Below are 24,180 nucleotides of genomic sequence, written 5' to 3'. Positions count from 1 at the left end.
TAAATTGGTTTGCGTTATTAATTTGTTGCTCATTAGTCATCTAATTTTAATATTTTAATTACCAAATATTAAAACTATTGATTGATTTAGTAAAAACTATATAATTCAAATTTAACAAAAAGTTAGTTTTAATATATGTTATTTCAAATGTCAAGAAAAAACCATATTTCGTGGTAATTTTTTTTTTATTAATATTTCTAAGCCTTATAAAAATAATAGTTATTATGTTAAACAACCTATTAAAAACTAAACTTTTTTTAGTTATAGTATCTCTAACTATATTTATTACTTTGCTAAATTTTAGTATATTTTATATTTTTGTGCCGGGTAATCTTACTCAAAATAAAACGATAATTATTGAACCTAAATTATCCGTAAATCAAATAGTTACAAAACTTTATTCTAATGAAGTAATCAAATATCCAAGAATTTTTGAGGTAATTGCTAAAATTTATTCTATAAAAAGACCTCTTAAAAGCGGTGAATATGTGTTTACTCGTAATATATCGCCTCTGCAAACTTTAAGAATATTAGCAAGCGGTAAATCTATAATACACAAGATAATTGTCCCAGAAGGTACGGTAGTTAGTGAGGTTATAAAGAAAATTAATGAAGAAAGTCGATTACTTGGAGAAATAAAAGGGATAATACCTGAAGGTTTTTTAATGCCTTCCACGTATTTTTTTTCTTACGGTGATCAAAAAGAGCAGATAATTGATCACATGAGAAATTTAATGTCTGCTAATTTAGATAAAGTAATGCAAAATCTTGCACCGGATTCTCCATTAAAAACTAGACTTGAGGTATTAACGCTAGCTTCAATAATTGAAAAAGAAGCCGGCTCAAATGCAGAAAAGCCTATTATAGCAGCAGTGTTCATTAATCGTTTAAAGAAAAATATGAAGCTACAAGCTGATTCGACTACTATATATGCTTTGACTGAAGGAAAATTTAAATTAGCAAGAGCTTTAACAAAAAAAGATTTATTGCAAGAACTACCCTATAATACTTATTATATAAAAGGTTTACCACCCGGCCCGATTTCTTGTCCGTCGTTAAAATCTTTAGAAGCAGTGGTAAAATCTGCTAAAACGGATGCATTATTTTTTGTAGTTGACGGTAAAGGCGGGCATAATTTTTCTAACAATCTTAATGATCATAATAGATTTGTTGAAACTTATCGAAAAAGTTTGATTAAAGTACCTGAGCCGGCAATTGATCCTGAAAAACCATCTACTCGATGAACTTCAAAAATTGGCTACGTCGTCTTATAAGAGCTGTGGTGCTCACGTATTAAGTATACGCTCCGCTCCTTGCCTTATAGACTCCTTGCTCTTTTTGAAGTTGATTTGCGTATATTTTTATCTACTTAAGGGATGTTATCATGAATAATAGTGAATTTAGTAAAATAGCCGAGACAACAATTGCATATATAGCAGAAAAGATAGAAGAGCAGGATAAAGAAGCAAGTATAGATGTAGATTTACAAGGTGATATATTAAACCTTGATACTGATAAAGGGGTATATGTAATAAATAAACAAAGTGCCACCAAAGAAATTTGGTTGTCGTCGCCGGTTAGCGGTCCTTATCATTTTTTTTATGAACAAGGCGAATGGATAAATAGAGCAGGGCTTGAATTAATGGCTATTTTAACTGAAGAACTTAATATTAAATTTGATACTCGCCCCACTTGAAAAATTAGCAACAATGTCTTTGTAAGACCTCGGATGCTGAACGTTTAATATACGCTCTGTTCCTCGGCTTATAGACCGATTACTCTTTTCCAAGTTAAACTTCGTATCACTACTCTTCATTTTACTTTGTAGTATATATGAAAGATTTTGAAACTGCCGATAGTGCCGAAAAAGTTTATGATTTAATAATAAAAAATGCTCCTACTCGTGCATCTATATTTATTGATGTTGACTATACACTTATAACTCCTAAATCAAAAACTTTTAAGAAGCCGCCTTATAATCAAATAATTGATAGAATTAAGGAAAATAAAAGTAGTTATGACAATTATGAGGAAATTATCAGTAATTGGCGTTTGTAGCGAAAAGTAATATTAATTGACGAAGAGTGGGTAGAAGTTATAAACAAGCTCAAGGAAAAGTTTCCGGTTTATGGTCTTATACAAATTAATACGGCAATATTCCTTCTATGGAAGATTGGTGATATAAAGAACTAAAAGAGCTGGGTATCGAATTTTCAGATAATGAAAAATTAGCAATTTATAATTCAGGACAAAAGGATGATGCTATTTTTTATAAAGGTATATTTATAACCGGTAATCACTCAAAAAGCGGTACTTTATCAAAATTCTGAAGAGCTAAATACTAGTTTTATTGTATTTGTTGATGATCGTGCGAAGCATATTGAAGATGTAGGAGATTATTGTAAAAAGAATAAAATAGGTTTTTTAGACATTTTATTTGATGGGCTTAAAAATTTAACAGGCGAACCTGATCTCTACACTTGCCGAATTTTAAGAATCATATTTAATAGAAAACGCTAAGTGGCTTGAAGACATAGAAGCTTATGGGTTAATGGTCAGGAAGTAATAATTAAATAGAATACATGCCTACATAGATATCGTCATTGCGAGCAGTCATATAGGCGGTGTGGCAATCCATAAAAAATAATAAAAATTCTGTAAATCAGAATTTTTAACTAGATTGCTTCGTCAATTACTGCGTAATTTCCCTCGCAATGACGACTCAGTATCCACGCAACAATGCCACGCAGTGATGGTATCGAGAGTCGCACAACACTCTAAATAATCCCTAAAATCCATGAGTAAATGTACTTTCTAAAAAATTTTTTGATAATATTCATAATTCTAATTTCAAATCTAGTATCCGCAAATACTTATAGGCAGATAAATTACAAAATAACACCTTTGTCTAATAAGTCTGTTTCAGCTATCAAAGTTGAGACGGAAATAATCGGCAATATGAGTGGTGAGGTTGTTTTAGATTTACCCTATGCATGGGCAAATGCTACATATTACAAGCAAATCAAAAATGTTAAGCTGTTAAGCTAGAATATCCTATTAGAAATTACAGTTTAGAAATCAAGACTCGGATGAAGAAGCTATTTTAAATACGGGAAAAATCAATATTATTCGTTTAAGCTACGAAATATATCAAAAAACCGGTAATCCTTGTGATATCGACGAAGCAATAATTAGACAAAATTTAATTCATTCACTGGGTTATGGGCTTTTTGCTACTCCCGGTGATCTATGATATAGTAGCGTTTAACATTGAATGGAATAATATTCCTGATAGCTGGAAAATAATATCAGATTATGGTCTTGGTAAAAGCGTGAAATTTAAAGCTGTGCCGATTGAATTATATAGTGCAGTTTATGTAGCGGGTGATTTACGTGTTTACAAAATTGTCGATCAAAAAAATCCTGTATATCTTTCGTTACATAGTCAATTTGATCTTAAAGATGAAGAAATAGCTTCTTATATAAATAAAATTATCAAGGAACAAAGAACATTTTTCCATGATAATGATTTCCATTATTATCTAATAAGTTTAATCGAGGGGAATCAACCTAGAAATATGGGCGTAACGGGCGTAACTCATAGTTTTACTGCATTTATTCCTCAAGGTTTGGACAAACAGGATTATATAATGTTACTTGCTCATGAACGTCTACATAATTGGACAGGGAAGAAAATACGTAATAACTTAGAACGATTTATTGGTGGAGTGAGGGATTTACCGATTATTATAGCAGGGTTTTAGCCTTACGTTCCAGTGTTATAACGCTTGAGGAATTTGTAGAAGAATTTAATAAATTCTTTGAGAATTATTATTTATCGCCTGTTATAAATGAACCTGAACCTAATAATTTAATTGAAACATATTATTGGCAATTGGACAATTAATAAGAGTAAATCGCTGGATAATGTTATGCTTGATTTATTTAAAACCTCAAAAGAACAAGAATTTTCAAGTGATTATTTTAAAAAAATAGTTAAAAATTATGTTCCAAAGGGCATAGATAAAGAGATAAACGAATATATAGAACAAGGTAAAACTATAGATTTAGCTAATGTTTCTAAAGTGCTGCCGATTGAGAAAGTAACAATGGTGGCATATGATCGTGGTTTTGATAGAGATGCTTTAATAAATAATTATACAATAAAAAATATTGACGAAAATAGTAACGTTTATAAATCTGGACTTAGAAACGGGGACATAGTTATAAAATATGATTTTCCTAAATGTGGGTCTCCTGATCAGATAGTTACAAATCAACACAATTAAAGGCGAGTTTCAATTTAGACCTGAAAGTGCTAATAAAAAAGATATATACAGGTTCAAGCCTACTTTGTCTAAAGAAGATAAGCTAAAAATCAAAAAGTTTTTTAACAGCTAAACCTTCTTTTTATCTTAAAGTATCATTAATTTTTTAATTATTTATTAATAATATCTATTGACACACAACCCAACATTTAAGTTATAATTGCGTCACGATTTAATTTTAAGAGGAAAAATCATGACAAAAAACTATACGGGGCCACAAACTTCAAAAAAAACATCTAGTTACTTTGACAGTGCTACAATTCATTTTCAAAATGCTACCAAAGCTGCGACAGATTTCACAATGTTATGCTATTAGCAACGGAACATGCTATTAATGTGATAGAAAACGGTGCAAAAACTGTATGTTCCATTCAAGGTTTTGTTTCTGATGTGAACAACTCTAATTATTCTGTTGTATCTGCATTTGCTCAAGCAACTGTAGTAAGCCTTGCAACTTTTGCTTATTATAATCCTCCGGTCCTTATTGGTGCTTTTACCTTAGGAGCAATTTTAATTTCGCCGTCCGATTCTATCGAATGTGTAAAAAATACAGTAAAAGCAGGGCTAACTGCAGGATATGTAGCTTATGAAACTGTGGAAGGTTTAGTAGCAGGAACAGCAGGTATAGTTTCTCTTATTGCCGATAATATTTACGGTGATACAGCAGAGCTTGCTGGTGCTATTAATACTAACATGATAGAGTATTATAGTTAAAATATTGTCATACTCAATCGTCATTGCGAGGAGTTGCGTGACTCTCTATGTCATTCCCGCGAAAGCGGGAATGACATAGAGAGTCACGCACTAGTTAAACGCTTTATTATCTCTTCTCTATCAATCAAAGGTAAAACGCCTGTAATTTCCGGTCCTGATTCTCTGGCGGTTAAAGCAAGACGAAGAGGTAAAAATAACTCCTTACCTTTCCTGCCTGTTGTATTTGTTATTTCTTTGGTCCAAATGCTCCAGCTATCTTTAGTGATTTCACCTTTCGGTAATAATTCTGCTGCTTGCTTTAAATATTCCTTATCTAAATTTAGATTTTCTACATTCGGAGTTTGATGGCAAATTTCCCACCAATCTTTTACATCACGTAATTTTTGCAAGTTAGGGCTTACCGATAACCAAAAATTTTCATCAATATACTCGGCATCTATTTCTTTAAGGCGTTCTTTTACTGTATCAAAATCTAAACTTATAAGTAATTTATGATTTAATCTTTCTAAATCTTCCGGTTGATAGATAGTTGGACTTTTAGAGAAACTACTTATCTCAAATTGATTTGCTAGCTTTTCCATTGATTTATAAGGCAAGATTTGTGCTGATGAACCAAGTAAACTAAAAAAGCTAGCGATTGCCATAGCTTCGATTCCAACTTCTTTTCTAAGAGTTGCGATCTCAAACCCTCCAACTCTTTTAGAAATTTTCTCATCTTTATTGATTATTAAACTTAAATGCCCAAAAGTCGGAGGAGTAGTATTTAAAGCCTCAAACATTTGAATTTGAATGGCGGTATTGCTAACGTGATCTTCACCCCTAATAATATGAGTAATATCATAATCAATATCGTCAATAACTGAGCATAACATATAGGTCATACTACCGTCTGCTCTTATTACTATTGGGTCGCTTAAAGCCTTGCCGTCATATTTAACTTCGCCTTTGATCATATCATGCCAGCTAATCGGTTCATGATTTATCAAAAATCTATAATGCGGTTTTCTTCCTTGTCCTATATATTTCTTTGCTTGCTCTTCAGTTAGATTTAAGCTAGCTCGATCATAAATCGGTGGTAAACCTTTAGATAATTGAAATTTACGCTTTAATTCTAGCTCTTCAGGAGTCTCATAGCAGGCATATAATCTTTTTTTGTCTAGTAATAGATTTTTGATTTCATCATATCTACTTAAACGACTTAATTGATTAAATGTCTGATCCCAATTAATATTTAAAAATTTTAGATCTTCCTCGATAGCGTCTTTATATTCCTGTTTACTACGCTCTAAATCCGTATCGTCAAATCTTAAAATAAACTGTCCGTTATGCTTCTTTGCATATAGCCAGTTAAGCAATGCTGCCCTGATATTCCCGACATGTAACATACCGGTCGGTGATGGAGCAAATCGTGTTATAACTTTTGTCATAAATAAGTAATTTTATTAATTGTCATCCCGCGGCTTGACTACGGGATCTTGTATTACAGCCTGTGTCCTGAGACCTTGTGATCAAGTCACGTGGTGACACTAAACCATTTATGCTTGTTTCTTCTCTAATTTCGCTTTATTCTCTTCAATTAGCTTCATCGCATCATCTAAGCTTAAATTTAGAAAATCATATTTTTTTTGCACCGAAATAAATTTACCCATATATTTTATGTAAGGACCGAATTTACCGTATCCTATCATAATTTCCTCGTCGCTATCTTTATGAATACCTATTTTTAGCGGTAAGCTTAGAAGCTTTAATGCTATATCAAGTGTAATATCATTTTGGTTCAAGCTAGCAGGCACAGGGCTACGTTTTGGCTTTACTTTGCCTTCTTGTTCGCCAAGTTGAATATAAGGTCCGTAAGGTCCTTTTTTCAGGTATATTTCTACTCCGTCTTTATCCGTACCTAAAACTTTATTCTCATTAGGCATAGCGGCAGGCTCGCCTTCATTCTCATTATTATCGTTACCACTAACAATAGATTTTCTAAAAGTACATTCAGGGTAATTACTACATGCTAAAAACGCTCCGAACTTACCAAGCTTTAAGCTAAGCTCGCCCGTGTTACATGAAGGACAAACTTTAGATTCTTTATTCTCACCGAACAAGTGATAATCAAGGGCTTTCTGTACATAGCTAATAATCTCGGTTATTTTCTGTTCGTTTACTGATTCAATATTATGGTTAAAACCGCTCCAAAAATTATTTAAAGCAGCTTTCCATTCAAGTTTGCCGGCTGCTATTTCGTCTAATTCGTTTTCAAGTCCTGCAGTAAAATCATATTCAACGTATTTTTTGAAGAAACCGACTAAAAATACCGTTACCAAACGTCCAAGCTCTTCAGGTATAAATCGTTTTTTCTCAAGAGCAACATATTTTCGATCTTGTAAAACCGATAAAATACTAGCATAGGTCGAAGGACGACCGATCCCAAGCTCTTCAAGTTTTTTCACTAAACTTGCTTCTGAATATCTTGGAGGCGGTTCGGTAAAATGTTGATTTGGAATAACTTCTTTAGTTTTAAGCGGCTCTTGTTTTTTTAAAGGCGGCAGCATTTTATTTTCTTCTTCAGCTTCATCGTCCACACTTTCACGATAAACCTTGTAAAATCCGTCAAAGGCTATAGTCGATCCGTTTGCTTTTGCCAAATATTCTTTATTTTCCGAAGCTAAATTTGCAACTACCAAATCCATTATAACATTTTCCATTTGGCAGGCTATAGTTCTTTTCCAAATCAACTCATAAAGCTTATAATAATCCTTTTCTAGCTTTTCTTTTAAGCTATCAGGAGTATAAGTAATATTTGTGGGTCTTATTGCTTCATGAGCTTCTTGAGCATTTTTTACTTTGGATTTATAAATTCTAGGGCTAGTCGGTAAATATTTATCGCCGTAACTTTTATCGATTAACTTACGTATATCTGCTATTGCATCATTTGATAATGTAACGCCGTCGGTTCTCATATAAGTAATAAGCCCCATAGTTTCCTTACCTATATCAACACCCTCATAAAGTTTTTGTGCTATTTGCATAGTCTTTTTAGCACTAAAACCTAATTTTCTCGCTGCTTCTTGTTGTAGTGATGAAGTAATAAAAGGAGGTTGTGGTTGACGTTTTTGTTGTTTTTTTTCTATCTTATCAACATGAAATTTTTGAGATTTTAATTTTTCGGTTAAATCTTTGGCGTTTTTTTCGTTAATAATTGAGAATTTTTCTAACTTCTGATCATTTACGTGAGTCAATTTAGCAGTAAATAGTTCGTTATTACTATTTTGCATTTTAAGGCTAATATCCCAATATTCTTCTGACTTAAAACGCTCTATTTCATCTTCTCGCTCACATATTAATCGCAGAGCCACGGACTGCACACGTCCTGCTGATTTACATCCCGGTAACTTACGCCATAAAAGAGGTGAAAGGGTAAAACCGACTAAATAGTCTAAAGCTCTTCTTGCTTGTTGGGCATTTACTAAGTTAGTGTCAAGTTTCCTAGGGTTTTCAACGGCATGAATAATTGCTTTTTTAGTGATTTCGTTAAATGCTACCCTTTTGAAAAAATCATCGGATTTAACTTGATTCTTTTCTTTTATTACCTCTGTAATATGCCATGAGATAGATTCACCCTCACGATCAGGATCGGTTGCAAGATATACTGCATCAGCTTTTTTAGCATCTTTAACTATGGCATCTACATATTTACCGGCTTTATCGGAAATATCATATTTCATTGCAAAATTTTCATCAGGTAATACCGAATCTTTTTTAGAAGGTAAATCTCTAATATGACCGAATGATGCAATGACCTTAAACTCATCACCTAAATATTTATTTATCGTTTTTGCCTTTGCCGGCGATTCTACTATTACTAATTTCATCTACTTAATTATAAACTAATGATATTTTATTATCGGCGTGACGCATTACTGTCCCGGCGAGTTCTAATTCTAATATTACCGTATATATTGATAGGAAGTGGTAATTCTATTTCTTTTTGTAAATATTTAAAGTCTATGGGTACTGCCGATAATAATTCCAATATAGCAGTACGCTTCTTTTGTGACGGTTCTTTAACATATCTCGTATTTACTGTTCCTAGCTCAACAAAATCCTTAAATAATCCATCATCTTTTTTCATAAATTCTTCATATTGCAGTAAATTAGCTACAATATCGTCTACTGATTACACTAAATATGCTCCATCTCTAATCAATTTATTTGTACCTTGACATCTTGGATCTAAAGGAAAGCTGGGAACGGCAAATATTCCCCTATTTTGTTCAAGTGCAAATTTTGCAGTTATTAATGAACCGGATTTTAAGCTTGCTTCTACTACCACTACTCCTAAGGCTAGTCCCGATATTATCCTATTACGCTGTGGAAAATGTTTTCCAAGCTGGGTAGAGCCGATAGGTAACTCAGCTAATATTAAAACTTCTTCTGCTAAATTTTCAAATAGTTTTTTATTTCCCGGTGGATATATATGATCAATACCGCCTGTAATAACTCCGATAGTTTGAGAAATTGCAGCTTGATGTACTATCTATTCCTCCTGCTAACCCTGAAACGGTTATATAACCTTCTTTTACTAAATACATTTGCAATTTTATGAGCAAAGCTTCTTCCGTTCGCAGCAGCGTTTTTTGCACCTACTATTGCAACGCATTTATTATGATTTAATAACTCTATATTACCTTTATAGCTTAATATTGGCGGCATAAATTTCAAGTAATAATTTTGATATTCCGGAGATTTATATGTGATGATCTTAGCATTGTCTTTTTCGAGAAGCTCTAATTCTTTTTCAGCATCGCTTTTACTGAAAATTTTAATTGGTTTTGACTTTCCGCCTCGCAATGAAAAATCTGGAACGTTATCTATGGTAGTTGCTGCATCACCGAATAATTTAATTAAACTAAAGAAAGTTTTAGGACCAATATTTTCACTTCTAATAAGACGTAAAATATTAATTGTTTCAATATTATAAGATATTCTAGGAGCAGAAAATAATTCTTTCAACATTATTTAGGGTTATTTGATATTGCATTAGTGCTGTATGTCATTCCTGCCTAGGCGGGAATGACATCAGAACCATACAACAACACTAGACAAGCCACGGTAGGACAGTTTTCCACTTTAATAACAGTAATATATTACAGCTTCTCTGCATGTGAGCTTAAATAATGCGCTATACCTTCATGTGATGGGGTAATTGCTTCCTCACCTTTATGCCAGCCGGCAGGACAAACTTCGCCGTGCTTTTGATGATGAGTTAAAGCATCGATTACTTTTAATGTATAATTAATATCACGACCGATAGGTAAGTCGTTAACTAGCATGTGACGTACTATGAAATCCTTATCGATTAAAAAAGTTCCACGCAAAGCAACACCGTCTTCATTAAGTACATTATATTTTGAAGAAATATCCTTTTTTATATCGGAAACCATTGGAAATTGTACTTGTCCAAGTCCGCCTTTATTATGCGGAGTATTTTTCCAAGCTAAATGGCTAAAATGAGAATCAACGCTAACAGCTACTACTTTAGTACGTCTTTCGGTAAACTCACCAAGCTTATTGTGAAATGCTATAATTTCCGATGGGCAAACAAAAGTAAAATCTAGGGGATAAAAAAATAACACTATATTATCCCCTGCAGCATAATCGCTAAGTTTAAACTTATCGTCTATATTATTATTAGGCATAATAGCTTTAGCTGTAAAATCCGGAGCAGTTTTGCCGACAAATACTGACATATTCATAACCTTTTATTAATTAATAATCTGATATGATATATAAAACTAATTATTATTACAATAATAAATCTTTATAAATTGCTACTTATCTATTTTCGTTCCCGAAGAAGCTTTTAATTGGTTAAATATAGTTAACGCTCCGGTTACAAAACTACTCGGTTCTGAAAGATTTGCGGGTAAAATTACGGTGTTGGTATCTTTAGCCAAATTACCGAACGCACTAATATATTGCTCGGCTATTTTAAGAGCTACTGCATCACTTCCTCCCGTTTTTTGTATAGCAGTTGCGACAATCTCAATACTATTTGCCGTAGCGGTAGCGACTAAGCCTATTGCTTCAGCTTCACCTTTTGCCCTGTTAACTTGATCTGTATAAGAAGCTTCTGAATTCAGTACGATTTGTGCTTTTTCACCTTCTGCATGGTTAATTTTTGCTTGTCTATTACCTTCCGACTCTAGAATTTGAGCTCTTTTTTGACGCTCTGCCGCTACCTGCAATTCCATAGCTTTAAGTATAGTTTGCGGAGGTTGAATATCTTTAATTTCATAACGCATACATTGTATGCCCCAATTTATAGCAGCCTGATTAATAGCTGCTACAATTGCTACGTTTAAAGTTTCGCGCTCTTCAAAAGTTCTATCTAAAGGGAGTTTACCGATTTCCGAACGCATAGTAGTTTGAGCAAGCTGTGTTATGGCATAGTAAGGATTATTAACACCATAAGATGCTGCTATTGGATCAATGATCTTAACATATAAAACACCGTCTATAGATAATGTTACGTTATCGTTTGAAATAGCTGTTTGAGCGGTAACGTCTATTGCTTCTTCTTTTAAAGTATGTTTGTATGCTACTCTCTGAATGACAGGGATGAGTAAATTTAAGCCAGGTTGCAGTACCTTATCGAATTTTCCAAGTTTTTCTACTACCCATGCTTGTTGTTGCGGTACAACTTTAACCATTTGTATTATAACTAAAATCGCTATAATACTGAAAATTAATAATGCATATTCCATAATTCAATACCTTTTTTTATTTCCACTCTATATTATTTTTAATTATAAAAAAAGGATTTAAGTTAAACGGTACTTAATTATATATTTTTTTATCACTAAAATGGGTTTTAATTACTTTGAGTAAAGAAAGAATGCTTGAATATTCTTCAAGTTGTTCATTTACCTTTTTTATCTCATTTAAAGCGCTATTAAAATCTTTCTGCAATAAATACGTTTCAGCAGCTTTATTTTGTTCTAGTGTTTTAAGTAAAATACTTTGTAAAAATCTATAATAATAGTCGTCTAGTTTAGGTATATCAGACATAATAATAAATCATATAATTATTGAGTTCTTAATTTATATATAAATTTTTTAATAATTCAATAATTTTTAACTAGATTTACATATACTTAAGTCTTTATCTATTATGTCGGAATCTATATTTAAACAGTCAAGGATTGAATGAAATACATAATCATGGCTAATTTCGGTATTAGCATAATTTTTAATTGAAGATACTGCTTTAGGATATTTGGCTTGAAAATTATCTGATACCCAAACTATAAGAGGTACGGTTATTTGTTCTGCAAGTAGTGGACCGCCGTGACCGTAATAACCATTTTCTCCGAGAGACTCGCCGTGATCAGATACATATAATAAAAATGCATTTTTATCTTTAAGCAAATCTATTAAATTAGATAAAAAAAAATCGGTATATAAAATAGAGTTATCATAACTGTTAACTAAAGCAAGCTTATCGCAATCACTTGCATCTCCCTTAACCTTAATAGGACAGGTAGGGGTAAAATACTCAAACTCTTTTGGATATCTCGCATTATAGTTCCAATGGCTGCCGGAAGTGTGAACTACTAAAAATTGTTTCTCTGAGTTTGTTATTATTTCTTTTATAAAAGGCAATATTTTTTCATCATGATCATTTAAAGAAAATAGGGTAGAGCCGCCCGGTACTATAGTAAAATTAACGTCATTATATATATTACTGAGGTCAAAATTTGCAAAACTCCTCATTAAAGTTTGAGTACCGATCCAGGTAGTATTAAAGCCAAGATTTGTTAAAATTGATAAAAAGCTGTTCTCTTGTCTACTATTTTCAATTTGACTTGCAGGATAACGTGAAAGTAACGACGGTACGGAAAGATAGGTAAGGTTAGAAGAAGATTTAGCTTTGAAAGAAATTAGGTTTTGAGTAGTCTTTAAGTAAGGAGTCGTATCTCTTTCATAACCGTTAATGCCGAAATGATCAAATCTTGCTGATTCTCCTATAACTAAAACACCGATAATATCTTTATCTGACTTATCTATAAAGTTATATTGTTTGCTAATATCTATACATGCATAATTTTTATCACCGAAATTTCCGGCAAAATTAAGGTAGCTATTATGTAAATACTGAATGGGAAAATAATTTTTTAGTATCTTAAATGAAGGAGTAATAATATTATATATAAAAATAAGTAAGCAAGCGGCAGATAATAGTTTTGTTACGAATGATTTAGAATTTTCAGCGGCAAAAGATTTGAGAGTATAAAAACAGGTAAAAAGGCAAAAAATTATCCATATTATTAACTTAATGCTGGTTAATTCATAAACTTCGTTTAAATCTGTTGAGAAAAAACTACCTATTACTTGTTTAGTAGGATTGATTTTGAAGAAATAAATGTAATAACTAGCAATAGCGGATGTTATAAATAAAAACCCCACGCCGATTTTTAACACTAATCTATGTACGCTAAGACCGAAAAACGCTATAAAAGAAAATATATAAATATAGCAAAAATCTTTTGATAACTCTAATATCCCTCTAAAGATTGTTGCTTTATAATAATCAAATTTATAAATCAATATTGCGGTATTAAATAATAAACAATAAATAAAGGCTAAAATCGCCGATAATTTCATTAATTTCGTATCTAAATGTTTCTGAATAGTTTTTAGCATAAATAATAATTAATAAAGTAATTTTTATAACTATCATGATCATAAAAAATCTTCAAGAATTTTATCGGCTTTTAATACCAAATGCTCCGCTTATCGCTATTGATTACGGAAGCAAAAAATTAGGAATCGCATTATCTAATCAAGAACGTAGTATTGCTATGCCCTTAAATACTATAACCGAGATAAATAAAAAAATTGTTATTACTTTCTTGCTTAATATCATCAAGAAATATAAAGTTTGTGGTGTTATAATAGGTCTACCGATTGATATGAGCAGAGCAGTAACGGAGCAAACAAATATAGTGATGAAATTTGCTGAAAAGCTAGCAAAATCTATAAACTTGCCTATATATTTACAAGATGAAAGATTAACTACTAAAGCTGCAAATAATTTCCTTAAATCGTTTGGAGTGAAAAGAAAAGACCGTAATAATAACGATGATGCAGTAGCTGCTAGTATGATTCTTGAAACCGTGCTTGATTCTATAAAAAATATTTAATTAGGAAAGAATTGAGGAGTTGTTGCATGGATCGAAAAACCTACTCAATGTCATCTCCGCAAAAGTGAGGATCCAGACTAAAAAATCTTTAAAATGAAAGATTTTTTAGTCTGGATTCCCGCCTTTGCGGGAATGACATAAAACGGTCAATGCAACAAAGCCAAGAATTTATGACAAACAAATTACCTCCTATTTCACCCGGACAAATTTTACTAGCAGAATTTGTGGAACCTATGGGGATTAGTCAAAGCAAACTTGCTCGTGATATTGATGTACCCGTTATTAGGATCAATAATATAGTTAAGCATCATCGTTCAATTACCGCTGATACAGTCCTTCGTTTGGGTAAGTATTTTAATATTAATCCTCGTTGGTAGATGAATATGCAAGACCAATATGATTTAGAGCTTGCAGAAGATGAAGGTTGGAAAATTACAGAAGATAGAATAAGAACCCTTTTCTATGGCAAGTTAATTATTTATAACTCAATATTGTTACGCACTCAAAACACTATTGTAAAGATATATTATTTATGATAGAACCGATTCGGTCAAAATAAATAATATACTATGAAAATATTAATTTTAGGTGTTACCGGTATGCTAGGTAATAGCATATTTAGGTTTTTAAGTAGTGATAAAAAATTTGACATTTTTGCGACAGCCCGAAATAATTCAGCTAGTTCTTACTTTTCTAAGGATTTATCCGATAAATTAATTACAAATGTAGATGTTGAGAACCATGATTCGTTAGTTGAGGTATTTAATCAAACAAAACCCGATATAGTAATAAATTGTATAGGGCTTGTAAAACAATTGGCAGATGCTAATGATCCGTTAAAAGCATTACCGATAAATAGTTTGCTGCCTCATAGGCTAGCTAATTTATGTAAACTAGCTAATTCAAGGTTAATCCATATTAGTACTGATTGTGTGTTTTCAGGAAAAAAAGGTAATTATAAGGAAAGCGATTTTTCTGACTGTTATGACCTTTACGGTCGTTCAAAATTTCTTGGTGAGGTAGATTATCCGCATGCTATCACATTGCGTACTTCCATTATAGGTCATGAGCTAGCAGGCAATAGAAGCTTAATCAATTGGTTTTTAAGTGTAGAAGGTTCAGTGAAAGGGTTTGAGAAAGCTATTTATTCAGGATTCCCGACAGTAGAGCTTGCAAGAATAATAAGGGATTTTGTGTTACCTAATAAAGAGTTGCACGGGCTTTATCATGTTGCCTCAAAACCGATTAATAAGTTAGAATTGTTAAAATTAGTAGCAGAAATATATAATAAAGAAATCGATATTATTCCATCAGATGAGCTTGTAATAGATCGCTCACTAGATAGCACTCGTTTTAATGAGGTGACGGGATATACGCCTCCTGAATGGCGTGAGCTTGTAAAGCGTATGTGTGAGTTTAAGTAAATTGTCGTTGCGAATATAGGTTTATCCACTCTTGTCATCCCGTGGCTTGTCCTATAGTACCGGACAGTTTTTAAAAAGATCTCAATGGAAAGCGAGGATCCAGAATAAAAAATCTTTCATTTTAAAGATTTTTTATTATATAGTTTTTTTAAGTAAAGCTTTTAAAAAAAGCTGTACTTTACTGGATTCCCGCCTACGCGTGGATGACATAGAAGAAAAATGTCCGGTTACTATAGGCTTGTACACGGAATCCAGCATAAAGTGAGATAAATCGAGCTTTTTATGTTTGTATTTTTATAACTGGACCCTGTGGACAAACCATAGGATGACTACCTTAGAGTGTTTCTCGATTGACACAATGACAGAATGAATAATAACAAAATAGGTATTATATATAATGTTTGTAGATAAAACTTTAATGATTACAGGAGGTACCGGTTCGTTTGGTAATGCGGTGCTTTCTCGTTTTCTTAAATCCGATATTATTAACGATATTAAGGAAATTCGTATTTTCAGTAGAGATGAAAAAAAGCAAGAGGATATGCGTATTGCTTTAAATAATCCGAAACTTAAATTCTATATTGGGGACGTACGCAATTATAAAAGTATTGATGAGGCAATGCACGGTGTAGATTATGTATTCCATGCCGCTGCTTTAAAGCAGGTCCCGACTTGTGAATTTTATCCTATGGAAGCAATAAATACTAACGTCTTAGGTGCTGAAAATGTTTTAAATGCTGCTATTAATAACAAAGTTACAAAAGTTATTGTATTGAGTACCGATAAGGCTGTATATCCAATTAATGCAATGGGATTATCTAAAGCATTAATGGAAAAGTTAGCAATAGCAAAAGCACGTATGCATTCTTCAGGTGAGACTGTGCTTTGCGTCACTAGATACGGTAACGTTATGGCTTCTAGAGGTTCGGTAATTCCTCTTTTTATCAATCAAATAAAACAAGGTAAGGAATTAACCATTACAGAACCGTCAATGACACGTTTTTTAATGTCGCTTGTAGATTCTGTGGATTTAGTTTTATATGCGTTTGAGCATGGTCATCAGGGTGATATTTTCGTACAAAAATCTCCGGCAAGCACAATTGAAGTACTCGCAAAAGCGTTACAAGATATATTCGATAGCAAAAATGAAATACGTTTTATCGGTACACGTCACGGCGAAAAACATTACGAATCATTGGTATCATCAGAAGAAATGGCAAAAGCTGATGATTTAAGGGATTATTACCGTATTCCTATGGACGGGCGCGATCTTAATTATGCAAAATATTTTATTGAAGGTGAAAAGAAAGTAGCACTTTTAGAGGATTACACTTCCCATAATACAAAACGTTTAAATTTAGAAGAAGTAAAAGAGTTATTACTGACTCTTGATTACGTACAAGAGGAGCTAAAAAATGCTTAAGGTAATGACGATTGTCGGTACTCGTCCTGAACTTATTAAATTATGCTGCGTGATTTCTGAGTTTGATAAATATACTAATCACATCCTAGTTCACACCGGTCAAAATTATGCATATGAATTACATCAGGTTTTTTTTGATGATATGGGAATTAGAAAACCCGATTATTTCTTAGAAGTAGCAGCAGATAATACGGCAAAATCTATCGGGCTTATTATCCAAAAAGTTGATGAAGTACTTGAGAAAGAAAAGCCAGCCGCTGTTTTATTTTACGGTGATACTAATTCATGTTTATCGGCAATTGCCGCTAAACGCCGTAAAATTCCGATTTTTCATATGGAAGCAGGAAATCGTTGTTTTGATCAGCGTGTACCTGAAGAAATAAACCGTAAAATCATTGATCATATTAGTGACGTTAACATTACGTTAACCGAGCATGCAAGACGTTATTTAATTTTCGAAGGTTTACCGCCTGAGCTTATTTTTAAATCAGGTTCGCATATGCCTGAGGTCCTGGATCGCTTTATGCCTAAAATATTAAAGTCTGATATTTTAGATAAATTGTCACTTACCACAAAGCAATATTTCTTAATTAGCTCACATCGTGAGGAAAATGTTGATGTCAAAAATAATCTGAAAGAATTATTAAGTAGTTTACAAACGCTTATTAAAGAGTATAATTTTCCTGTAATCTTCTCAACACACCCAAGGACTAAAAAAAGGCTTGAGGATTTAGAGGGGTTTAAAGATCTTGGCGATAAAATAAGATTTTTGCCGGCCTTTGGGTTTACGGACTACGTCAAACTTCAGATGAATGCATTTTGTATTTTATCCGATAGCGGTACTATCACTGAAGAGGCATCTATACTTAATTTACCTGCTTTAAATATTCGAGAAACACATGAACGTCCTGAAGGTGTGGACGCCGGAACGCTTATTATGTCAGGTTTTAAGGCTGAACGGGTACTACAATCAGTGAAAGCTATTACAGAAGAACACGAGAATAATAAACGCTTGCAAGATATCGTGCCGGATTATGCAGAAGCAGGACTTATATCAAAGAAAATATTACGTATAGTTTTAAGTTATGTGGATTATGTTAACCGTACAGTATGGTTTAAAAAGTAATCCTATTCATTATTATCATATCAAAAACATGAAATTCTTTAAATTAATAAAACTTAACACTTTATTTTTAAGTGTTTTTTTACTAATAACTCTTATATCTTCTTTTTGTTATTCCAAAGAAAATTCTTATAAAAAAATAGTTTTCCTTGTTAGTACAGAGACATTCGGCGGCAAAGGCGTATATGCAATGTATAATGAGATGAAAAAAATAGGTCATGATGTCAAAATTGTAATAGTACCTCATCCTCATCCCAATATTCAAGGAGGAATAGATACCGGGTTTATTAGTAAATTTGATACACAAGATGTGATATATCCATGCGGTAAGTATGCTTCTTATTCAAATGTTAATACAAAATGTGAAATTTCTGAATTAAAAAATTATCAGCCGGATTTTATCTTTACGCAAAACCCTTACGAAAATTTTCAAGGCTATATATCAGAACCTTTTACGGCTGCTAATTTGTATAAGAGCTTTAGAGGAACTAAAACAAAAATTATGTATATAGTCTATGGTCCGCATATCTTTCATCAAAAAAATATTGATGATGATAAGTTATCAAGTTGCATAGAGACGGTATTTGTTGATTCAGAAAGTACAAAGGATATCTTTATTAGTAATTATAAATTTCCTAAGGATAGAGTTATTGTTTCAGGTTATCAACCATACTATGAAGTAAGAAATTATAATATTAAAGAAAAACCAAACTCGGAAACCATTTTATGGCTTCCTAGATGGGAATTATCATTTAAAAATAGAGATTTATATGAAGGAGGTTCTACTTTCTTAAATTATCACTATTTTTTCTATAATTATGCATTACAACATCCTAATATTCATTTTATTATAAGACCGCATGTTACACTATTTACCTATGCGGTCAGTAAAAATTACTTAAGCCAAAGTGATATGGATAATATATTAAGTAGATTTAACTCTTTAAAGAATGTTACTGTTTCTGCACATGCATTCAGGTCGTTACTGGATGATATAATGGTGTCAGATATTGTAATAAGTGATGGTACTTCATCTCTTGCTGAAGTAGTGGTTGCCGATAAGCCTATAATTTACTTAAGTAATGGTTGGAATAATGAATTTAATAGCAATGCTCTATCTAAAGAATTAAAAAAATATATGTATTTTGCTTATGAGCCGCAAGATATTATTAACTATATAGAATTTATTAAGCAAAATCATTATTTACCTTATCATGAAAATAGTAGTGGCAGAAATCAATTTAAAAAGATGCTTGATCCTGTAGAAAACCCTGCTGCATTTATCGCCGAATATTTATTAAAATTATAATAGTTTAAATAATTTATGTTAGAAGAAATTTATAATGATGGAGAAAGATTAATTCCTGGGGAAACTTATGATGTTTTAGAGGTAATGCGTCATAAAAGTAGCTATAAGATTTTTAAAAAAATTATAGAAGCCGATATACTTAGTAGCCTATTAATGCTAATCAAAAAATAAAAATTTTAGATATAGATTGTGCAATGGGACACGGAACTTTCATGCTTAGCGATATATTAGGAGTAGAAATTACAGCAATAGATATCAGTAAAGAATTTATAATTTATGCTGAACAAAATTATGGAGCATCTAATATACAATATATTAAATCTGATTTAGTTAGTTTTATTAAAAAGGCAGAAGAATATGATTATATTGTATCACGATATGCACTTGAGCATATTGAAGATGGGTTAAATCTAGCACTTAATCTTAAATATAAAAAACGATTAATAGTAAATGTACCTTTTAATGAACCGGAAGGGAATATACATCATTTAGTTAATTGAATTACTGAAAAAGACTTTGAATCATATCCGAACAAAGAATTTTTCTATAAGGAGTAGATGGTGTAACTAACGACACGCATTCTGAAAAAATCCTCCTAATTCTATAATCTGTATATCTAGTAACTCAGATTTAAAGCCTATAAAACAATTATTTAACTATCCAATCTTAGCTTGGATTCTAGAATTTTTAGAAAAGCTAGGTTTGCAATCCCAAGATATATTAAAACAGTTGCTGCACACTAGAGATGCATTTAAAAATAGCAAAGAGAAAAACTTAAACTATGAAATTAAATTAAATAATACTGTAACAGAGCTAAATAATGCTTTAGAAGAAATAAAAATTCTTAAAAATAAACTAATTATTAGTGAAGAAGAAAAATCTATTTTTCTAAAGCTCTATAGAAAATTTAAACAATAAAACTAACATTTTATAAATTATTTTTAAAAGTTATGACAACTAGAAAAGATAAACCTCTAAATATTTATCATACTTTAGTTTCCATTATTATACCTGTCTATAATGGGACTAATTATATGAAAGAAGCTATAAATAGTGCTTTAGCACAAACTTACAAAAATATTGAAATTATTGTTGTTAATGATGGTTCAAAAGATAATGGAGAGACAGAACGTGTAGCATTATCATATGGTGATAAAATACGCTATTTTCATAAAGAAAACGGAGGTTGTGGTTCGGCCTTAAATTATGGTATAAAAAACATGAGAGGGGAATATTTTTCGTGGCTTAGCCATGATGATATATATTATCCTAATAAAATCGAGCATCAAGTTGACATATTAAATAAATTAGATAATAAAGATACTATCATTTACGGTGGTTATGAATTAATCGATGAAAAAGGCAACTTTCTACGTTATATTAAACCGGATAGTGTGCTACCTATAAATAAACTTAATATTTCTTTATTACCTTTATTACGAGGATTAATACATGGTTGTTCGTTATTGGTTCCTGCTAAATATTTTCATGAAGTCGGTATATTTAATGAGGCTTTACCGACAACGCAAGATTATGATTTATGGTTTAAAATTTTCCGTGTTGCCCCTATTCATTTTGACGAATCTATCCTAATTAAATCTCGTTTTCATTCAGAGCAAGGTAGTAAAAAAATATCAAATCATAACGAAGAATGTAATGTATTATGGTCATCGTTTCTTCACGAGTTAACAGAAGAAGAAATGATCAAAATGGAAGGTTCTCCTTATTTATTTTTAACTCGTACAGCTACTTTTTTATCCAATAATACTCCGTATAAAAAAGCCTGTGATTTAGCAAATACTATGGCTAAACAAGTACTAAATGATACTAAAATTAGTATTATTATACCGGTATATAATAGAATAAATTGGGCAATTGAAGCTATAAAAAGTGTACTTATTCAAACACACAAAAATTTTGAGATACTTATAATAGATGATGGGTCGACTGATGATATATCAGAATTAACTTCAATATGCAAAAAAGATAAAAGAATAAAATATTTTCATAAAAAAAATGAAGGACCTGCTGCTGCACGTAACTTAGGTATTAAAAATGCTATAGGAAAATATATTGCTTTCCTTGATTCGGACGATTTATTTTATAAGGATAAAATAGAAATCCAATTAAAGTTTATGGAAGAAAATAATTTTATATTTTCTCATACTTCATATCAAAAAATAAATGAAATAGGAAAATATATAGAATCTGTTCATTCCGGGTTTTTTAGTGGCAATGTTTTTCCTCAAGTCATACAAACTTGTCCAATAGCAATGCCGACAGTTATGGGAACTTTGACATTATTCCAAGAAAATTTATTTCCTGAAAATATAAGAAGCGGTGAAGATTGTTGTTTATGGATATCTATTGCTAGTAAAAACTCAATAGGCGGTATAGACAAAGAATTGTCTAAAGTACGAATTAGCGGTGGTACTAATACGTTTATGGACCCAAATAAATATTCAGTAGGTTTAATAAATATTACTTCTTATGTTCTTAATGATTCTTATTTAAGTAAATTTAGTCCGTTTACTATTAATTTGTTATTAGCAGCTGTTACACAATTAAGATTACTAGAAAATAAAAATGAAGACTATAAAAAAAGTAATATTTCTTTTTTCAAAAATAACTATGTAATTCAAAAAATACGAACCTATTGCTTTGTGACAAAAATTTTGATTTTATTAACTATTACTTCTATAAGGCAAGAAGGAATACGTGCAACAATCTCTAGAATACAGAGATGGCTTAAAAAGCATATATAAATAACTATTCCTCAAGTATCTTAACTTTTGAGCCGTCACCAATTTTAGTCATACCTTCGGTAACGACTAAATCACCTGCTTTAATATCGTCAGAGATAATTTCAATTAGACCTTCTGTACGTGTACCGATTTTTACATATAATTGTTTTATCGTATAACCGTCTATTTTATAAATAAAATTACCTTGATTATTTCGTTGAATACAACTTTCAGGAACGGTTAGGTTTTTATGAGGGTTAATTATAAGCATAACATCTACAAAGCTATTATGCAGGATTTTTGTACTCATAGGTAAAATAATTTTAGCTGTTAAAGTACCATTATCTGATAAGTAATGCGATACTGCCCCGATTGTACCTTTAATTTTTCCTGCAATTAAAACTTCAGTATCGACTCCAACTTTTCCGCTTAAAGATTCCGGCAATTCAATAAAAATACTTTGTGAGTTTTCTGTTCCGGTAATGCTAAAAAGATAGTCACCTATTTTTACTTCATCGCCGACCATAGACTTAATTACGCCTATTTTACCGGAGTAGGGTGCAGTAATTATCATATCATTATATGTTTTTAGAGCTTTGGAATAATTAAATTTTGCATTTTCAAGTTCGCTTTTTGACCTTTTATATTCCTCGTTGCTTACAAATTTTTTAGCGAATAAAGCTTCTTTTCTATTATAATCTTCTTGTTTTGTATTTAATAACGCTGCTGCTCTAGATTTAGTGGTTTCTGCTATGTTTTTATCTATAACTAGCAATATATCCCCTTTTTTTACTATTTCTCCTTGATGTGCTGAGACTTGTTCCACTACTCCGGTGGCATTAGCATAATAATCACGACTATTATCATTCTGGCATTGCCCTACAATATTAAATATGTCGTAAAGCTCGGCAATTTGTACTTTAGTTGCTTTCACTCCTATAATTTTTTCTTCTTCCTTTTTACTTGCCATAGTAGAAAGCGAGATGAGTAAGGTAAAAAGAACAATAAGTTTTGCAGACATAATATTATACTCTAAGGTGAATAGGTGTCATCTAGTAGTTTGTCCACGGCATCTAGGAAAAACAACTAAAAATGTATGTTGTTGTGACATTTTTAGTTGGATACTGTGGACAAACTACTAGATGACAAAGTATGCTTTTTAAGTTCCTCATCCGTTAACCATTTATATTCTTTTTCTAGAATTTCAAATCTAATTTTTTCTAATTGTGCATCAAGAACAGGTTCAGGAACGATAGCAGAACCGGTAAACTTAAATCCTTGATAGTTAATTTTTAGTTTCTTACAAATTTCTTGTAATGATAATAAATTTTCTTCTATATCATCGATAAATATTATTGATTGTGGATAATAATTTGTTTTTTGTAATACATACTCAAGCATGCTTCCTTTATCATATTCCGCAGTGTAAATTATTCCGTCTTTTAATGTAGGTTTACCGTAGCCGGCATTAAAATCTTCCACTATTATCTTATCTTCTAAAGGTGAAAATTCTTGAAAATTTACCTTTAATTCAGTGAGTTCACGAATTCTCCATTCGATCATATCTTCAATTACGCCGAATTTACCGGTAGGAAGTTTAGTAAGACCCATTGCCGGTACATTTTTTTCTGTAAGCAGAGCAAATATCGTTAAGATATCTGGGTTAACAAATCTAGCTTTCCTATCTTTAAGAACAATACTAAGTAATAATTCACATTCTTTTCTAGTAAGTCTTTTTTCAATGTTCTTCATTAATTCTTTTCTATAATCATGTGTTAACCTAGATTCATCACTATCCATTACAATTACTTCATCTACATCAAAAAGCACCAAGCTAGTATTATCGGCTTGTTTTACCGCTTCTATAACTTCTTTAAAATCATGAACTTTATTTATTTTGCTATACATATTTATT

The 24,180-nt window shown here is 31.6% G+C and carries 29 protein-coding genes and 1 pseudogene; 19 read left to right on the top strand and 11 right to left on the bottom strand.

What is annotated here, in order from left to right; translation table 11 throughout:
• Positions 1-224: 224 nt before the first annotated feature.
• The 9 genes from mltG to AB4K15_RS03110 all read left to right on the top strand — a co-directional run bounded on the left by mltG (position 225) and on the right by AB4K15_RS03110 (position 5,042).
• Positions 225-1,244, top strand: coding sequence for an endolytic transglycosylase MltG (gene mltG / locus AB4K15_RS03150; protein ID WP_032074073.1), 1,020 nt, complete (start codon positions 225-227; stop codon positions 1,242-1,244).
• Between the two features lie 140 nt (positions 1,245-1,384).
• A complete protein-coding gene (gene cyaY, locus AB4K15_RS03145; protein WP_032074074.1) occupies positions 1,385-1,696 on the top strand; it encodes an iron donor protein CyaY in 312 nt (103 codons plus the stop codon).
• Positions 1,697-1,833: 137 nt separating this feature from the next.
• Positions 1,834-2,058: a hypothetical protein gene (locus tag AB4K15_RS03140; protein ID WP_500224459.1), complete on the top strand. Its 225-nt coding sequence runs from the start codon at positions 1,834-1,836 to the stop codon at positions 2,056-2,058.
• A 237-nt stretch (positions 2,059-2,295) separates the two neighbouring features.
• Positions 2,296-2,520, top strand: coding sequence for a DUF2608 domain-containing protein (locus AB4K15_RS03135; protein ID WP_500224527.1), 225 nt, complete (start codon positions 2,296-2,298; stop codon positions 2,518-2,520).
• Positions 2,521-2,904: 384 nt separating this feature from the next.
• Positions 2,905-3,048, top strand: coding sequence for a hypothetical protein (locus AB4K15_RS03130; protein WP_500224458.1), 144 nt, complete (start codon positions 2,905-2,907; stop codon positions 3,046-3,048).
• Between the two features lie 194 nt (positions 3,049-3,242).
• Positions 3,243-3,764 carry a hypothetical protein gene (locus AB4K15_RS03125; protein WP_500224457.1) on the top strand — a complete coding sequence of 174 codons (522 nt, stop codon included), beginning with the start codon at positions 3,243-3,245 and terminating at the stop codon, positions 3,762-3,764.
• Positions 3,716-3,907 (top strand): M61 family metallopeptidase, encoded by a 192-nt coding sequence (locus AB4K15_RS03120; RefSeq protein WP_500224525.1) that lies wholly within the window; start codon positions 3,716-3,718, stop codon positions 3,905-3,907. Before AB4K15_RS03125 ends, AB4K15_RS03120 begins: the two co-directional genes overlap by 49 nt.
• A 25-nt stretch (positions 3,908-3,932) precedes the next feature.
• Positions 3,933-4,289 (top strand): hypothetical protein, encoded by a 357-nt coding sequence (locus AB4K15_RS03115; protein ID WP_500225686.1) that lies wholly within the window; start codon positions 3,933-3,935, stop codon positions 4,287-4,289.
• A gap of 345 nt (positions 4,290-4,634) precedes the next feature.
• Positions 4,635-5,042, top strand: coding sequence for a hypothetical protein (locus AB4K15_RS03110; protein ID WP_032074075.1), 408 nt, complete (start codon positions 4,635-4,637; stop codon positions 5,040-5,042).
• Positions 5,043-5,125: 83 nt separating this feature from the next.
• On the opposite strand, the gene gltX is transcribed toward AB4K15_RS03110, so the two are convergent.
• The 9 genes from gltX to AB4K15_RS03065 all read right to left on the bottom strand — a co-directional run bounded on the left by gltX (position 5,126) and on the right by AB4K15_RS03065 (position 13,742).
• Positions 5,126-6,469, bottom strand: a complete 1,344-nt coding sequence (gene gltX / locus AB4K15_RS03105; protein WP_500224451.1) for a glutamate--tRNA ligase — start codon at positions 6,467-6,469, stop codon at positions 5,126-5,128.
• A gap of 108 nt (positions 6,470-6,577) precedes the next feature.
• Positions 6,578-8,908 carry a type I DNA topoisomerase gene (gene topA, locus AB4K15_RS03100; protein ID WP_032074077.1) on the bottom strand — a complete coding sequence of 777 codons (2,331 nt, stop codon included), beginning with the start codon at positions 8,906-8,908 and terminating at the stop codon, positions 6,578-6,580.
• 29 nt (positions 8,909-8,937) lie between these two features.
• Complete coding sequence (locus AB4K15_RS03095) at positions 8,938-9,168, bottom strand: hypothetical protein (protein WP_500224449.1); 231 nt, start codon at positions 9,166-9,168, stop codon at positions 8,938-8,940.
• Between the two features lie 45 nt (positions 9,169-9,213).
• Complete coding sequence (locus tag AB4K15_RS03090) at positions 9,214-9,513, bottom strand: DNA-processing protein DprA (protein ID WP_500224524.1); 300 nt, start codon at positions 9,511-9,513, stop codon at positions 9,214-9,216.
• 56 nt (positions 9,514-9,569) lie between these two features.
• Positions 9,570-10,052 (bottom strand): DNA-processing protein DprA, encoded by a 483-nt coding sequence (locus AB4K15_RS03085; protein WP_084698808.1) that lies wholly within the window; start codon positions 10,050-10,052, stop codon positions 9,570-9,572.
• Between the two features lie 131 nt (positions 10,053-10,183).
• The gene (locus AB4K15_RS03080; protein WP_473199419.1) at positions 10,184-10,786 is read right to left on the bottom strand and encodes a peroxiredoxin; all 603 of its coding nucleotides are present in this window, start codon (positions 10,784-10,786) and stop codon (positions 10,184-10,186) included.
• 81 nt (positions 10,787-10,867) lie between these two features.
• The gene (locus AB4K15_RS03075; RefSeq protein WP_032074079.1) at positions 10,868-11,803 is read right to left on the bottom strand and encodes a stomatin-like protein; all 936 of its coding nucleotides are present in this window, start codon (positions 11,801-11,803) and stop codon (positions 10,868-10,870) included.
• A 73-nt stretch (positions 11,804-11,876) separates the two neighbouring features.
• Positions 11,877-12,107 (bottom strand): hypothetical protein, encoded by a 231-nt coding sequence (locus AB4K15_RS03070; RefSeq protein WP_500224447.1) that lies wholly within the window; start codon positions 12,105-12,107, stop codon positions 11,877-11,879.
• Between the two features lie 66 nt (positions 12,108-12,173).
• On the bottom strand, positions 12,174-13,742 hold the full coding sequence (locus AB4K15_RS03065; protein ID WP_032074080.1) for a phosphoethanolamine transferase: 1,569 nt from the start codon (positions 13,740-13,742) through the stop codon (positions 12,174-12,176).
• A 35-nt stretch (positions 13,743-13,777) separates the two neighbouring features.
• On the opposite strand from AB4K15_RS03065, the gene ruvX reads away from it, so the two are divergent.
• The 10 genes and pseudogenes from ruvX (at position 13,778) to AB4K15_RS03015 (ending at position 22,286) form a co-directional block, all read left to right on the top strand.
• A complete protein-coding gene (ruvX, locus tag AB4K15_RS03060) occupies positions 13,778-14,242 on the top strand; it encodes a Holliday junction resolvase RuvX (RefSeq protein WP_032074081.1) in 465 nt (154 codons plus the stop codon).
• Between the two features lie 233 nt (positions 14,243-14,475).
• Positions 14,476-14,619 carry a helix-turn-helix transcriptional regulator gene (locus AB4K15_RS03055; protein ID WP_500224521.1) on the top strand — a complete coding sequence of 48 codons (144 nt, stop codon included), beginning with the start codon at positions 14,476-14,478 and terminating at the stop codon, positions 14,617-14,619.
• Between the two features lie 6 nt (positions 14,620-14,625).
• The gene (locus AB4K15_RS03050) at positions 14,626-14,778 is read left to right on the top strand and encodes a hypothetical protein (protein WP_500224443.1); all 153 of its coding nucleotides are present in this window, start codon (positions 14,626-14,628) and stop codon (positions 14,776-14,778) included.
• 33 nt (positions 14,779-14,811) lie between these two features.
• Complete coding sequence (locus tag AB4K15_RS03045) at positions 14,812-15,666, top strand: SDR family oxidoreductase (RefSeq protein ID WP_032074082.1); 855 nt, start codon at positions 14,812-14,814, stop codon at positions 15,664-15,666.
• A gap of 397 nt (positions 15,667-16,063) precedes the next feature.
• The gene (locus AB4K15_RS03040; RefSeq protein WP_032074083.1) at positions 16,064-17,089 is read left to right on the top strand and encodes a nucleoside-diphosphate sugar epimerase/dehydratase; all 1,026 of its coding nucleotides are present in this window, start codon (positions 16,064-16,066) and stop codon (positions 17,087-17,089) included.
• Entirely contained in the window at positions 17,082-18,215 is a 1,134-nt protein-coding gene (wecB, locus tag AB4K15_RS03035; RefSeq protein ID WP_032074084.1) for a non-hydrolyzing UDP-N-acetylglucosamine 2-epimerase, read from the top strand. The genes AB4K15_RS03040 and wecB overlap by 8 nt, the downstream gene beginning before the upstream one ends.
• Positions 18,175-19,521: a hypothetical protein gene (locus tag AB4K15_RS03030; protein ID WP_500224442.1), complete on the top strand. Its 1,347-nt coding sequence runs from the start codon at positions 18,175-18,177 to the stop codon at positions 19,519-19,521. The genes wecB and AB4K15_RS03030 overlap by 41 nt, the downstream gene beginning before the upstream one ends.
• A 15-nt stretch (positions 19,522-19,536) precedes the next feature.
• Positions 19,537-20,021, top strand: a pseudogene (locus AB4K15_RS03025) (class I SAM-dependent methyltransferase).
• A 202-nt stretch (positions 20,022-20,223) separates the two neighbouring features.
• A complete protein-coding gene (locus tag AB4K15_RS03020; RefSeq protein WP_500224438.1) occupies positions 20,224-20,439 on the top strand; it encodes a hypothetical protein in 216 nt (71 codons plus the stop codon).
• A 32-nt stretch (positions 20,440-20,471) separates the two neighbouring features.
• The gene (locus tag AB4K15_RS03015; protein ID WP_500224436.1) at positions 20,472-22,286 is read left to right on the top strand and encodes a glycosyltransferase family 2 protein; all 1,815 of its coding nucleotides are present in this window, start codon (positions 20,472-20,474) and stop codon (positions 22,284-22,286) included.
• A 4-nt stretch (positions 22,287-22,290) separates the two neighbouring features.
• On the opposite strand, the gene AB4K15_RS03010 is transcribed toward AB4K15_RS03015, so the two are convergent.
• Positions 22,291-23,289, bottom strand: coding sequence for an efflux RND transporter periplasmic adaptor subunit (locus AB4K15_RS03010; RefSeq protein ID WP_500224520.1), 999 nt, complete (start codon positions 23,287-23,289; stop codon positions 22,291-22,293).
• Positions 23,290-23,378: 89 nt separating this feature from the next.
• Positions 23,379-24,173 carry a DUF2608 domain-containing protein gene (locus tag AB4K15_RS03005; protein ID WP_500224434.1) on the bottom strand — a complete coding sequence of 265 codons (795 nt, stop codon included), beginning with the start codon at positions 24,171-24,173 and terminating at the stop codon, positions 23,379-23,381.
• Positions 24,174-24,180: the final 7 nt, after the last annotated feature.

Source organism: Rickettsia aeschlimannii (assembly GCF_047973405.1).
Classification (GTDB): Bacteria; Pseudomonadota; Alphaproteobacteria; order Rickettsiales; family Rickettsiaceae; genus Rickettsia; species Rickettsia rickettsii.
This window is presented reverse-complemented; position numbering and strand designations above follow the sequence as displayed.